At 30.8% G+C, this 13,704-nt stretch carries 16 protein-coding genes; 7 read left to right on the forward strand and 9 right to left on the reverse strand.

What is annotated here, in order from left to right:
• Window positions 1-349: 349 nt before the first annotated feature.
• The 3 genes from ligA to ABD939_RS10985 are packed head-to-tail and all read right to left on the reverse strand — an operon-like array spanning window position 350 to window position 3,686.
• The gene (gene ligA / locus ABD939_RS10975) at window positions 350-2,347 is read right to left on the reverse strand and encodes an NAD-dependent DNA ligase LigA (RefSeq protein ID WP_345168354.1); all 1,998 of its coding nucleotides are present in this window, start codon (window positions 2,345-2,347) and stop codon (window positions 350-352) included.
• Window positions 2,347-3,198 (reverse strand): peptide chain release factor N(5)-glutamine methyltransferase, encoded by an 852-nt coding sequence (prmC, locus tag ABD939_RS10980; protein WP_345168357.1) that lies wholly within the window; start codon window positions 3,196-3,198, stop codon window positions 2,347-2,349. The genes ligA and prmC overlap by 1 nt, the downstream gene beginning before the upstream one ends.
• Window positions 3,195-3,686, reverse strand: coding sequence for a GNAT family N-acetyltransferase (locus ABD939_RS10985; RefSeq protein WP_345168359.1), 492 nt, complete (start codon window positions 3,684-3,686; stop codon window positions 3,195-3,197). The genes prmC and ABD939_RS10985 overlap by 4 nt, the downstream gene beginning before the upstream one ends.
• Window positions 3,687-3,738: 52 nt before the next feature.
• Here ABD939_RS10985 and ABD939_RS10990 point away from each other — a divergent pair, with 52 nt between their 5' ends.
• From ABD939_RS10990 to ABD939_RS11005, 4 genes are read left to right on the forward strand one after another with little or no spacing between them, the layout of a single operon-like run.
• Window positions 3,739-4,194 (forward strand): hypothetical protein, encoded by a 456-nt coding sequence (locus ABD939_RS10990; protein ID WP_345168361.1) that lies wholly within the window; start codon window positions 3,739-3,741, stop codon window positions 4,192-4,194.
• The gene (gene ribD / locus ABD939_RS10995; protein ID WP_345168363.1) at window positions 4,191-5,195 is read left to right on the forward strand and encodes a bifunctional diaminohydroxyphosphoribosylaminopyrimidine deaminase/5-amino-6-(5-phosphoribosylamino)uracil reductase RibD; all 1,005 of its coding nucleotides are present in this window, start codon (window positions 4,191-4,193) and stop codon (window positions 5,193-5,195) included. The genes ABD939_RS10990 and ribD overlap by 4 nt, the downstream gene beginning before the upstream one ends.
• Window positions 5,188-5,799: an HAD family hydrolase gene (locus ABD939_RS11000; RefSeq protein ID WP_345168366.1), complete on the forward strand. Its 612-nt coding sequence runs from the start codon at window positions 5,188-5,190 to the stop codon at window positions 5,797-5,799. Before ribD ends, ABD939_RS11000 begins: the two co-directional genes overlap by 8 nt.
• A gap of 6 nt (window positions 5,800-5,805) precedes the next feature.
• Complete coding sequence (locus ABD939_RS11005; protein WP_345168369.1) at window positions 5,806-6,426, forward strand: IMPACT family protein; 621 nt, start codon at window positions 5,806-5,808, stop codon at window positions 6,424-6,426.
• On the opposite strand, the gene ABD939_RS11010 is transcribed toward ABD939_RS11005, so the two are convergent.
• Window positions 6,415-6,813 carry an acyl-CoA thioesterase gene (locus ABD939_RS11010; protein ID WP_345168371.1) on the reverse strand — a complete coding sequence of 133 codons (399 nt, stop codon included), beginning with the start codon at window positions 6,811-6,813 and terminating at the stop codon, window positions 6,415-6,417. The genes ABD939_RS11005 and ABD939_RS11010 overlap by 12 nt on opposite strands.
• A gap of 189 nt (window positions 6,814-7,002) precedes the next feature.
• On the opposite strand from ABD939_RS11010, the gene dnaA reads away from it, so the two are divergent.
• From dnaA to ABD939_RS11025, 3 genes are read left to right on the forward strand one after another with little or no spacing between them, the layout of a single operon-like run.
• Window positions 7,003-8,430, forward strand: a complete 1,428-nt coding sequence (dnaA, locus tag ABD939_RS11015; RefSeq protein ID WP_345168373.1) for a chromosomal replication initiator protein DnaA — start codon at window positions 7,003-7,005, stop codon at window positions 8,428-8,430.
• Between the two features lie 12 nt (window positions 8,431-8,442).
• Window positions 8,443-8,904, forward strand: coding sequence for a low molecular weight protein-tyrosine-phosphatase (locus ABD939_RS11020; protein WP_345168375.1), 462 nt, complete (start codon window positions 8,443-8,445; stop codon window positions 8,902-8,904).
• A complete protein-coding gene (locus ABD939_RS11025; RefSeq protein WP_345168377.1) occupies window positions 8,891-9,607 on the forward strand; it encodes an SAM-dependent methyltransferase in 717 nt (238 codons plus the stop codon). Before ABD939_RS11020 ends, ABD939_RS11025 begins: the two co-directional genes overlap by 14 nt.
• Before the next feature lie 14 nt (window positions 9,608-9,621).
• On the opposite strand, the gene ABD939_RS11030 is transcribed toward ABD939_RS11025, so the two are convergent.
• From ABD939_RS11030 to dapF, 5 genes are all read right to left on the reverse strand, one after another.
• Complete coding sequence (locus ABD939_RS11030) at window positions 9,622-10,275, reverse strand: peptidoglycan-binding protein LysM (protein ID WP_345168379.1); 654 nt, start codon at window positions 10,273-10,275, stop codon at window positions 9,622-9,624.
• A gap of 109 nt (window positions 10,276-10,384) precedes the next feature.
• Window positions 10,385-11,245: a DUF2279 domain-containing protein gene (locus ABD939_RS11035; RefSeq protein ID WP_345168382.1), complete on the reverse strand. Its 861-nt coding sequence runs from the start codon at window positions 11,243-11,245 to the stop codon at window positions 10,385-10,387.
• Window positions 11,246-11,295: 50 nt separating this feature from the next.
• Window positions 11,296-12,339, reverse strand: coding sequence for an endolytic transglycosylase MltG (gene mltG / locus ABD939_RS11040; protein WP_345168385.1), 1,044 nt, complete (start codon window positions 12,337-12,339; stop codon window positions 11,296-11,298).
• Window positions 12,340-12,864: a GNAT family N-acetyltransferase gene (locus tag ABD939_RS11045; RefSeq protein ID WP_345168390.1), complete on the reverse strand. Its 525-nt coding sequence runs from the start codon at window positions 12,862-12,864 to the stop codon at window positions 12,340-12,342.
• Window positions 12,861-13,634, reverse strand: coding sequence for a diaminopimelate epimerase (dapF, locus tag ABD939_RS11050; RefSeq protein ID WP_345168393.1), 774 nt, complete (start codon window positions 13,632-13,634; stop codon window positions 12,861-12,863). Before dapF ends, ABD939_RS11045 begins: the two co-directional genes overlap by 4 nt.
• Between the last annotated feature and the right edge of the window lie 70 nt (window positions 13,635-13,704).

Consider the following 13,704-nt stretch of genomic DNA (forward strand, 5'->3'; position numbering starts at 1 on the left):
GATAATTACTCAATAATGAGTTTTCATTGAAGGGTACAAAATCTAAAAATAAAACAAACAAATCTCCTACTGAGTAAAACAGTAAGAACAATAAAAAATAGATATTTTTATTTTTTATAAATAGTATATAAGTGAGAGTAATTAAAGGTATTAGTAATGTGTCAAAATAAAATGAGAGATCATAATTCCCGCTAAATTCAAAAAAAACAAATAGAGCGTAAAATATTAAAACAAAACTTACCAAGACTTTCGACTTGTTCATAATTGCAATTTAATGTTGATATACAAACATACACATATTTTACAATTAAACGTTAAAAAAATACTTTTTATCGATAAAATACAGCAATTATTCCAATTTTTGTAAGAATTCATACTCATTTATTAGCGATATACCTAATTTTTCTGCTTTATCTTTTTTACTAGGCCCCATATTATCACCTGCAACTATATAACTTGTTTTAGAAGAAATTGAACTACTTACTTTACCTCCGTTATCTTCAATAAGCTTTTTTAGTTCATTTCTGGAAATACTTTCAAAAACACCTGAAACAACAATTATATCTCCTTTAAGCTTATCTGTTTGCCCCTCAAGCTCTTCATCAGAAATTTTTAATTGCACATTAAAACCTTTTAGACGATTGATAATCAACATATTTTCTTCTGAAGAGAAAAATGCAACAACACTTTCAGCTATCTTTATCCCAATTTCATCAACATTTACTAAGTCTTCTTGAGATGCTATTGCTATCGCATCAATACTCTTATAGTGTTTTGCTAATTTTTTTGCAACAGTTTCGCCAACATAACGAATACCTAATGCAAACAAAACACGTTCAAAAGGAATGTTCTTAGATTCCGCAATACCTTTAATCAAATTATCAGCGCTTTTTTCTGCCATACGCTCCAAAGGAATAACTTGCTCTTTTGTTAATTCATATAAATCTGAATAATTATTTATAAGCCCCTCATTTACTAAAAGTGACACAGTTTCACCACCTAAACCATCAATATCCATGGCTTTTCTAGAAATAAAATGTTGAATTCTTCCAATAATTTGGGGATTACACCCATTATAATTCGGGCAATAATGCTGAGCTTCTCCTTCTTGTCTTATCAATGATGTATCACACTCAGGGCAGGATGTTATATAGGTTGTGGCTTCAGAATTTTTCGGACGCTTACTTAAATCTACTCCTAATATTTTAGGTATAATCTCACCGCCTTTCTCAACATAAACTTCATCCCCAACTCTAATATCTAACTTTTCAATTTGATCTGCATTATGTAAGGATGCTCTTTTTACAGTTGTTCCTGCTAGTTCTACCGGCTCTAAATTAGCTACTGGCGTAATAGCTCCAGTTCTTCCAACTTGGTAAGTAATACTATTTAAAGTTGTCGAAACTTGTTCTGCTTTAAATTTGTAAGCCATGGCCCAACGTGGCGCTTTAGCAGTATAACCTAGCTCCTCTTGTTGTTGCAAATTATTTACTTTAATAACAACTCCATCTGTTTCGTAAGGTAAATTGTGACGCTCCTCATTCCAATAATCTATAAACTCTAAAACTTCATCAATAGATTTAGCTAGTTTAGCAGCTTTTGGAACTTTAAAACCCCACTGTCTGGCTTTATCTAAACTTTCAAATTGCGTATTTACACCTAAATTGTATCCTGTTAAATTATACAACAAACATTCCAAAGGGCGTTTTGCAACCTCTGCACTATCTTGTAACTTTAAGCTTCCAGAAGCTGTATTTCTTGGGTTTCTGTAAGGCTCCTCTCCTATTTCAACCCGCTCTTCATTCATTTTTATAAAACCTTCAAATGGCAAAACTATTTCTCCTCTAATATCAAATTTAGCAGGGTAATCACCTTTTAATTGTAACGGGACAGATTTTATAGTTTTTATATTGGCTGTTACGTTATCCCCTTGAAATCCATCTCCTCGTGTAATAGCTTTAACCAATTTACCAGATTCGTAGGTTAAACTAATGGAAGCTCCGTCATATTTTAATTCGCAAGTATACTCAATATCACCATAAACCATTTTTTTAATTCGAGTTTCCCAATCCTGTAAATCTTCTTTTGAATAGGAATTATCTAAAGAATACATTCTATGCTCGTGCTTAACGGTTTCAAAATTCTTTGTTACCTCACCACCAACTCGTTGTGTTGGAGAATTTGCATCAAAATACTCTGGATGTTTAGCTTCAAGCTCTTGGAGCTCTTTTAGTTTTTTATCAAAATCAAAATCTGAAATAGTAGCATTATCTAAAACATAATAGTTGTAATTATGTTTGCGTAATTCTTCTCGAAGTAAATTTATTTGTGACTGTATTTTACTCATTAATTTATAGTTGCTTTAATCATTCTATCTTTTTTGAAAAGATCTTGTTTTAACTGAATGTTTTTAAAATTCTTGTCGGTTAATAACTCAATCATGTCTCTTCCTAAATATTCGTTTATTTCAAAAAATAATTGTCCATTATCGTTTAGATTATGTTTAGCGAAATCGGTAATCATATTATAAAATAATAGCGGATTTTCATCTTTTACAAACAATGCTAAATGCGGTTCGTTATTTAAAACATTAAGAGACATTAATTCTTTTTCTTGTTCTCTAACGTAAGGCGGATTAGATATTATAATATCAAAACTAGGTTCTATATTAAAATTATTATTTTGAAATGTAAGAATATCTGCCTCAATAAAATTAACATTAACATGATTTAAATCTGCATTTTGTTTTGCAACTTTTAGAGCGTCTTTACTAACATCTATACCATAAACACTGGCGTTGGGCATTTTTTTTGCTATAGAAATAGCTATACAACCACTACCTGTACCAATGTCAATTATTTTTATTTTTTGGTTTTTGTTAGATTTAACAACCCAATGGACCAGCTCTTCAGTTTCAGGCCTAGGTATTAAAACGCTTTCGTTTACTTTAAAAGTTAATCCAAAAAATTCTGTTTCGCCAGTTATGTACTGAATTGGCATTTCTTTTTTCAATAATTCTAGTGCTTCTAATACATTTTTTGAGTTTTCAATTTCTAAATCTAAATTCATTGCCAGCTTAAGTCTGGAAATTTGATGATAAAAATCTATTAAAATAAAAAAGAAACTATCAACCTCTTCCGATGGGTAAATAACATCTAATTCGTTATGAAATTTAATTTGTATGTCCTTTAACTTCATAATTCCTTTATCATCCAAACACCACATGAAAAATGACCTGTATTGCCTAAAGGCCCATCTAAATGTTTAAAACCAAAGCTCTCGTAAATATGTATGGCTGCTTTGAGCTGCGGAGCCGATTCTAAATAACATTTTTTATACCCTAAATCTTTTGCAGCGGTCATACATTTTTTAAACAACACTTTGCCATAACCTTTTCCTCTAACTTTTGGAGAAAAATACATTTTCTGTATTTCGCAAACCTCTTTTTCAAAATCCTTTAAGGGTTTAACTCCACCGCCACCTAAAACTTCGCCATCTTTTTCAATAACAAAATAAACGTCATTATCATTTTGGTAAGCTTCATACATTTTTGGAGTTTCTTCGTCTGCATAGGCAGTTCCCTCCAAAGGAATTTTAAACTCAGGAAAACAAGCTCTTATTACTTGCTCTAATTGAGCATTATCTTGAGGTTCAATTTCTCGAATAACTGTAGTATCTTTGTTCACTTCAACACTATTTTTAAGTAAGTGAAGATACATTAAATCTTAAAAAACTAGAATGAAGCAACTCATAATCTTATCAACAATATTAGTTACATTTTTAAGCTGCTCGGTAAAAGAAAAGCCTGTTTTTGTTAACGTTGAAAATATAAAGGTTTTAGAATCTACATCTAAACAAGTTACCTTTACCGCCGACGCTAATTTTATTAATCCGAATGATATTGGTGGCGAATTACAAACCGATGAGATAAAAGTTTTTGTAAACGATAACCAAATGGGAACAGTTTCAACTAAAAGCTTTAAAGTTCCAGCAAAACAAGAGTTTTCAATTCCTTTAACGGCCATAATACCTACGGATAGTATTTTTAGTAATAAAAGTATAGGTGGCTTGATTGGTAGTTTATTTAGTAAAAAAATCAAAGTTCAGTATAAAGGTGATATAAAATATAAAGTTCTAGGTTTTTCTTATAATTATGAAATTAACCAAACCGAAGACGTTAAAATTAAGTTTTGAGTACACACGAAAACTACATACAACGTTGTTTAGAAATTGCTAAAAACGGATTGGGAACTACCAGACCAAATCCGATGGTTGGTTCTATAATTGTGCACAACAACAAAATTATTGGAGAAGGCTACACAAGCAAATATGGAGGAAATCATGCAGAGGTAAATGCTATTAATTCAGTAAAAAATAAAACACTCCTAAAAGATGCAACCATTTATGTTACATTAGAACCTTGTTCTCATTATGGAAAAACACCACCATGTAGCGACCTAATTATTAAACATGAAATACCAAATGTTGTAATTGGTTGTATAGACGATAACAAAAAAGTAGCAGGCAAAGGCATTGAAAAACTAACAAATTCAGGTATAAATGTAACTGTTGGTACTTTGCAAACCGAATGCAAAACACACCATAAGCGCTTTTTTACATTTCATAACAAAAAACGCCCTTTTATTATATTAAAATGGGCAGAAACCTCTAATGGTTTTATAGCTCCTAAAACCAAAAACGAACAAAAACCAGTTTGGATTACTAATTCATATTCAAGACAATTAGTACATAAGTGGCGCACAGAAGAACATGCTATATTAGTAGGCACAAATACTGTTTTTGAAGACAACCCAACATTAACTGCTAGAGATTGGACTGGAGAAAATCCTATCAGGGTTGTTATAGATAAGAACAATAAACTATCTAAAGCTTATAATATTTTTAATAATCAAGCGAAAACAATAGTTATAAATAAAAACAATGTTGATTTCTCAAAAAATATTGAGCATCAAATATGTAATTTGCTTTTTGAAAACAACATAACTTCTGTAATTATTGAAGGTGGTGCAAGAACACTTCAAACCTTTATTGATAGAGATTTATGGGATGAAGCTCGAGTTTTTACAGGAAAAAATTCTTTTAAACAAGGTGTGAAAGCGCCAAATTTTTCTGGAAAACTAATCTCTGAAGAACAAATTGATTCAGATATTCTCAAAACTTACAAGAATGATTAAAACCATAATATTCGATTTTGGTAATGTTTTTATAAATCTTAATATAGAAGAGGCGATAAAGAAAACTCTTGAATCTTTAAATATTACTGAGTTTACAAATGAGATAATAACCTACAATAGCCTTTATGAGCAAGGACTGGTTTCTACTGATCAATTTTTAATGTTTTACAAAGATAATTTTCCAAACATTTCAAAAGAAGAGTTAATTGACTTGTGGAATTTAATACTGAAAGATTTTCCAGATTATAGATTAGATTTTTTAAAAGATTTAAAAGCATCGTCAAAATTCAAACTTATTCTGTTAAGTAATACCAATGAGTTACACATTAACTGGATTAAAAAACATGTTTCATTCTATGAAAATTTTAAAAATTGTTTTGACGCCTTTTATTTATCTCATGAAATTAATTTAAGAAAACCAAATGCTGATATTTTCGAATTTGTTTTAAATAAAAATAATTTAAAAGCTAACGAATGCTTTTTTATTGATGATAATAAAGATAATATTGAAACTGCAAAAAAATTAAACATTAAAACCTGGCATATTAATCCAGAGTCAGAAGATGTTGCAAAAATGTTTAAAACAAAAAGTCATTTATTTTAAAATATTTTGATCGATAAGGATACCTATAAAACTATTAAATCATCTTCAAAACCTGTTTTATACAAAGAAAAAAATAGCAAGTTTTATGGTTATACTTTCCCAGTAAAAAACGAAGATGACATAAAGTACAGTATTGAAAAACTAAAGAAAGAACATCATGCCGCTCGCCATTGGTGCTATGCGTACCAAATTGGTACAGAAACTATAAGTTATAGAACAAACGACGATGGTGAGCCCAACAATAGTGCCGGCCTACCTATTTACGGACAAATACAGTCTTTTAATGTTACCAATATTTTAATTGTGGTTGTGCGTTATTTTGGAGGTGTAAAACTTGGAGTTGGCGGACTAATTAAAGCTTATAAAACCTCTGCCCAATTAGCTTTGGAAGCTTCTAATATTTTAGAAAAAACAATAAATGTACATTTCCTTTTAACCTTTGAATATAAAAATATGAATACTGTTATGCGTATTATTAAGGAGAAAAACCTAAATATTATAAAACAGAAATTAGAAATAGATTGCCAAATAACTATTAGTGTTAGAAAAAAAGAAGCATCATCTATTTTTGAAATCTTCAATCATCTTTTTGAAATTGATATAAAAAAATTAAAACTAGAAATTTAGAGTATCTAATAAATATTGAGGCGCCCTTGTTGGTCTATTAGTTTTCATATCAACAAAAACTAAAATAGTTGAAGCGGTAGTTAAGACTTCACCTTTTTCATTGGTTATTTCATATTCAAATTCAATCTTCGCTGTGGGTTTGTTTTTCAGTTGAGTTTTTACATTAATTACATCATCATAACTAGCTGACTTTTTATAGTTTATCTGTAATGAAACAACTGGTAACATAATTCCATTTTCTTCCATTTTCTTGTAAGAGACTCCTTGTTTCCTTAACCACTCAATACGTCCCATTTCAAGATATAATGGGTAGTTTCCATGATAAACAACTCCCATTTGGTCAGTTTCACCATATCTCACTCTTATTTGTATTTCATCGATTTTCATAACGTAGTTTAAATATTTTTTTGTAGATTCGGCTACGCTTTAAACATGGTGAAAAATTTCTAAAAATTCAATAGTAAATCATTTTTTTTTTAAGAATTTTGTTCACATATTTGCGTCACTAATAAGGGGGGGAATTGAGAATTACAAATCTCATTCAATTAAACTAACTAAAAACCAATAATCAAACAAATGAGTATGACTGCGCAATCGGTATGGAGTAACTGTCTTCTATTCATAAAGGATAATATCCAACCGCAAGCATACAAAACTTGGTTTGAACCCATAGTTGCCGTAAAACTTACCGATAATGCATTAAGTATTCAAGTACCAAGTAAATTCTTTTACGAATGGCTTGAAGAACATTATGTAAAAATTCTAAAAGTGTCACTTACTAAAGAATTAGGTGAGCATGCCAAACTTGTATACATTATTAAAATGGAGAATACGTATGGCAATAAGCAACCATTTACCGAGAAAATACCAAGCTCCAATAGAGGCGCTTTAAAATCTCAAGATGTAGATGTTCCTTTAAACAATAAAAGCCCAGAATTACGAAACCCTTTTGTAATCCCAGGTATTAGGAATGTAAAAATAGAATCTCAGTTAAACCCTAATTACAGTTTTGAAAACTTTTTAGAAGGTGATTCAAACCGTTTAGCACGTAGTGCAGGTTTAGCAGTGGCAGCAAAACCTGGAGGTACATCTTTTAATCCGTTATTAATTTTTGGAGGTGTAGGCTTAGGAAAAACACATTTAGCGCATGCTATTGGTGTAGATATAAAAGATAAATATCCTGAAAAAACGGTATTATATATATCTGCTGAAAAGTTTACTCAACAATATATAGATTCTGTAAAGAAAAATAACAGGAATGATTTTATTCACTTCTATCAGATTATAGATGTTTTAATTATTGATGATGTGCAGTTCCTATCTGGAAAAACAGGAACGCAAGATGTATTCTTCCACATCTTCAATCATTTGCATCAAAATGGAAAACAAGTTATCTTAACTAGTGATAAGGCACCTGTTGACATGCAAGATATAGAGCAACGCTTATTATCACGTTTCAAATGGGGGCTTTCTGCAGAATTACAGCATCCAGACTTCGAAACGCGTGTTTCTATTTTAAAGAACAAATTATATCGCGATGGTGTTGAAATGCCCGATGATATTATTGAATATGTTGCAAAAAACATAAAAACCAATGTTAGAGAATTAGAAGGTGCTATTATTTCGTTAATAGCTCAATCGTCTTTTAATAAAAAAGAAATTACTTTAGATTTAGCTCGAGTAATTGTTGAAAAGTTTGTAAAGAACACAAAACGAGAAGTCTCTATAGATTATATACAAAAAGTAGTATCAGATTATTTCCAAATGGACGTAGATACACTTCAATCTAAAACTAGAAAACGTCACATTGTACAAGCCAGACAATTAGCAATGTTTTTTGCTAAAAAGTTTACTAAAGCATCACTTGCTAGTATTGGTTCTCAAATAGGAAAACGTGATCATGCAACAGTTTTACATGCTTGCAAAACTGTAGATAACCTATCTTCAACTGACAAACAATTCAGAAAATATGTTGAAGACATTACAAAAAAACTTTCCGTTTAAAACCCATTAATAATGACTAAAATACTAATGGTTTGTTTGGGCAACATTTGTCGTTCTCCACTAGCCGAAGGTATTTTAAAATCTAAACTCAATAATAATTTTACAATTGATTCTGCAGGTACAGCAAATTATCATATAGGCAGCTCTCCCGATAATCGATCTGTAGCAATTGCAAGAAAACACGGGCTTAATATTTCTAATTTAAGAGGAAGACAATTTAACGTATCTGATTTTGATACCTTCGATTTAATATATGTCATGGACGAATCGAATTTCAAAAATGTTGTTAAACTTGCGCGTAATGATGCTGATATCGCAAAAGTAAAAATGATTTTAAACGAAGTTTATCCTAACAAAAATTTCGACGTGCCTGACCCTTATTATGGCGGCGATGATGGTTTTGAAAATGTATATAATATGCTAGACGAAGCCTGTAACATTATAGCAAAAAATTTAAAAAATGAATTCCATTAAAGGTAAACTTTTTTTAATTCCAACAACTCTAGGCGATAATGATCCTTTGGAAGTATTACCGATTTTGGTGAAGAAAGTAATTCAAGAAACTGATATATTTATTGTTGAAAATGAAAAATCAGCAAGACGATTTATAAAAAAAATAACACCTGAAAAGCCACAACCATCATTAAAATTATTCTCATTAAATAAATTTACTGATGCAACTGAAATTCCTAGTTTTCTTAATCCGTGTTTACATGGCAGTAACGTTGGTTTATTATCTGATGCTGGTTGCCCCGGAGTAGCTGACCCTGGAGCTGAGGTTGTAAAAATTGCTCATGAGAAAAACATAAAAGTTACACCTTTAGTTGGTCCTTCATCTATATTAATGGCTATAATGAGTTCTGGAATGAACGGACAAAGTTTTGCCTTTAATGGCTACTTACCTATTGATAAAGGAGAAAGAAAATCCGAAATAAAACGTTTAGAGCGTCTATCTTTTGAGCAAAATCAATCTCAAATATTTATAGAAACACCATACAGAAACAACAAAATGCTTGAAGACTTATCCGCTATACTAGAAAGTAACACTAGTATTTGTGTGGCATGCGATATTACACTTTCATCAGAATTTATAAAAACCCAAACAGCCAATTCGTGGAAAAAAAATAAGGTAGACCTCCATAAGAGACCTACCATATTTATAATTCATAAAAGCTAATTACTTTATTATCGCTAAATCGCTTTTGCGAGCTTATTTGGTTTAACAAAAGATGTATCGTAACCAGAAAATCGTTTCATATAATACTCTACTGTAGTTCCATAACCATCAGCAAAATTATCTAAACCGTAGCTTCTTAAATATTCCTTTACACTTCCAGGACCAGCTAAATGTGCTGCGGCCAAAATTCCTGACTCTGTTACAACAATTCCATTAATCCGTTTTCCAACAAAGTTTTTTATATCTCTTCTTAATATCCACTTGTTACGTGAGGCATTTGCAATAAAAGCTTTTTCTTGCAGCACTGGGTTTTTGAGAAACTTAACTGGGTTACTAATTCCAATCATTTTTAAAGTTTCTTTTCCAAACTGATACTTTCCTAAATAGCCAAATGTATTTACAGAAGAATAATCGCCACGTGATTCTTTAAAAGCTAAAGCCTCTTTAAAACCAACGAAAGATTTCCCTAAATATGGAGAAAAATCTAAATCATTTGAAGCTAAAACATCATCATTGATATTTTGCTCTTGACTCACAGTATAATTCAACTCTAATCCTTTTGTTGAATACTTACTTAAATCTACCGTTTCATCAGATGAAAACGACGTATACAATAGAATACATATTGTAAGTGTGAGGGTTAAATAACTTCCAATATTTTTTATCATAATTTTAAATTTCTTCAGTGCTATTTACAAAACAAACACCTGAAAATTTGAGCGTGCAAAATTAGATATTTTTTATATATTATCAAAATTACTCGTTTAACTACTTTATTTAGTTGGAGAATAGATGAAATACAGCTCCATTTTTGTTAAATTCTAATGTTGGAAAAGGTATTTTTATAGTATTAAAAATGCTGAAAATAGTCTTTAAAAACATTGAATTTGTTCTAATTCTACTCAAATTTACATCAAAACTTAAATAGTATTGTCTATATCGCGAATTACTTGTTAACACTTGATTGTCAATATCTTCTGAACCAAAAAGCATACCTTCTCCACCGTAGCCTATAGCTAGGTTTAGCCACTTTGGAATTTTACTTTCTTTAAAAAAAGAATGTAAATTAAAACTAAGCCAGTAGGTTTGTCCGTTATAATCTTTCAAAATTTGTTCTAAGGTGCTTTCTCCAAGCTTTTCTGGATTCAAAGCAGCATACTTTGTTTTGCTAAAAGAGAATTTTAAGGCAATTCGTTGCTCATTCCACAACAATTCTTGTCCAATGTAGAGACCTGTACCTGACGCATTTGCTAACATATCTCCCCAAGAAAAACCCCATTCTTTCGAGAATCCATCCAGTACCTCAACAGCTGTTAAAAAGCCAAACCCTAGAGTTGCTCCGTATACTAACTGATTTTTTTTACTAACTCCACTCCAATTAAGTATATCTGCACCAAAACGCCCCATTTGATATGCTGAAAATACATGGCCTATCTTATCCATTTGAAGCCATTCTTTATTATCGTTTACAAATTGGAATTTAGAACGCTCGAAATCGGCATACCAAAGTTCATTTAAACCAATTAAGGTTAAACTCATAGCTGATGCTTCTGATATAATTACTGCATTTCGTCTTGGAATATGTAGTGTATCACTTGGTGTTAAAAAAGAATTTAGAGCAGATTGCGAAAATGACATTGAAGATATTAAAACACATAAAAACGCATATTTTAATATCGAACCATTCACTATCTATTTATACCTTGAGACGATAAATACCTTTGATAAGCTCTTGCATTCACATTATGTTGAGCAAGTGTTTTAGCGAATTTATGAAACCCAAAACGCTTAGCATCAGCAGCAAAATAAAGATACTTATGTTTTTCATGATTTAACACGGCATCTATGGCTGATATATCTGGCATAGCTATAAGACCTGGTGGTAACCCTCTATTTTTATATGTATTATAGGGCGATTTAATCTCCTTATGAACATTTAAAACACGCTTTATTAAAGTGTTTTTGTATTCTGGAAGTTTATATGCAGCAAATTTTAAAGTTGGGTCTGCTTGAAGTGGCATTCCAATTCTTAATCTATTAAGATAGACTCCTGCTATTCTGGGTTGCTCAGAAGCTTGCTTTGATTCTTCATAAACTATTGATGCTAAAGCTATTACTTGATTTGGCGTCAAACCAATATTTTCAGCCTTTTTAATTCTAGTATTATTCCAAAAACGCTTATATTCTTTTAACATCCTGTCTCTAAAATCTTCGGCTGTAGTATTCCAAAAAAACTCGTAACTATTTGGTAAATACATCCCTAAAGCTGTGGCTTCATTAAAATCATTATCTGCTAAAAAGGTTTTATCAAGCATTGCATTTAATATTGAAATACTATCTGCTTCAATATCTTTAGAAATGCGTCCAGCTAATTTTTCTAATGTGGATTGGTTATTAAAAGAGACTTTTATTGGTAAACTATTAATTCGAATGGCATTTATAATGTCATTATTACTCATGTCTTTTTTTATAACATACTTCCCTCCTCGTATGTTATTGATATATTTTTTCCGTTCAGCCAAATCGTCAAAAGAACTAATATTATCTAATAATGGCTCAAGTTGAGCACGAACATCTTCATACTTTGCATTAGACGGAATGTAAACATAAGCTTCATCATTATTAAAGGCTGTATTTGGTTTTAGCATAGCGCCATAAACAAAGTTTGCAAAATAAGCAGCCACAAGTAATCCAATAATAGCTATAGCCCAAAGTATTTTCTTAATATACATTTAGTTGTTTATTAGTTGTAACAAGTATTCGTTTTTGTATGAACCATTTACATAGTTCCAATCTTTTTTTAAACCAATTTTACTAAAACCTTGCTTTTCAAATAGTTTAAAGCTAGCTTCATTATCTTCTGAAATATTACAATATAATTGATGTAACCCTAAGTGCGTAAAACTATAATCTATTAACATACTTAAAGCTTCACTCCCAATACCTTTCTCTCTATTTAAAGGCTCTTTTATTAAAATACCAATACCTGCTCTGTAATTTTTAAAATCGAAATCAAAAATATCAATCATTCCTAGTGGTTCATCCTCATAACTCGAAATAACGAGTCTTAATTGCTTAACTTCAAAAATATCTTTATGAGCCTGCTCTAGATATTGTTTTATTAAAAACTTAGAATACGGTGTTTGCGTGTTACTAATTTCCCAAATGGTTTCATCGTTTTCTATAGCATGAATAAACTCTAAATCTTCTGGCTCTAAAGCTCGTAAATATATGTTTTCACCTTTTAGAGTTATCATATCGCTCCTTTATAAACCAGTTGTGCAGGTCCGATAAGCCATACGTTTTTATACGTTTCATCTTCAATATCAAAACAAACTTCTAAAGTTCCTCCTTCAACATTTAATGTAACGTTTCTTTTTTCAGTTTCACCTATATAATGCATCGCCAAAGCAACGGCTGTAACACCTGTTCCGCATGACAAAGTTTCATCTTCAACACCACGCTCGTAGGTTCTTACTCTAAACTTAGAATCTGATATTTTGCTTACAAAATTAACATTACTACCAGCTTCATTATAAGGTTCACCATATCTAATTTTAGCACCTTTAGATTTAATATCAAAGTCATTAATATTATCCTCAAATTGAACATGATGCGGCGAGCCAGTATCTAAAAAAATATAATTATTATTTTCTTTAATACCAGATACATTCTGCATTTGCAACTTAACAATATCGCCCTCTATTGTAGCATGATGCAAACCATCTACAGCCTCAAAAGTGGCTTTGTTGTTAATTACACCTAATTGTTTGGCAAAAGCAACTAAACATCGGCCACCATTACCACACATAGAACTTTCATTTCCATCTGCATTATAGTAAACCATTTTAAAATCCAAAGTATCATGGTTTTCTAGTAAAATAAGTCCGTCAGCTCCTATGCCAAAACGTCTGTCACATAAAAATTTTATGTATTTGGTATCGTTTTTGTTAAATTTTTTTTGACGATTATCAATCATCACAAAATCGTTTCCTGTTCCTTGGTATTTATAAAAAAGTTGCTGCATAATAAAGCACAAATATATAAATATAAACTGTTTTTTTGATTGTTAAATAGTCGTTAAATTAGAAGTTAAA

Source organism: Algibacter aquimarinus (genome assembly GCF_039543265.1).
GTDB classification, from domain to species: domain Bacteria; phylum Bacteroidota; class Bacteroidia; order Flavobacteriales; family Flavobacteriaceae; genus Algibacter_B; species Algibacter_B aquimarinus.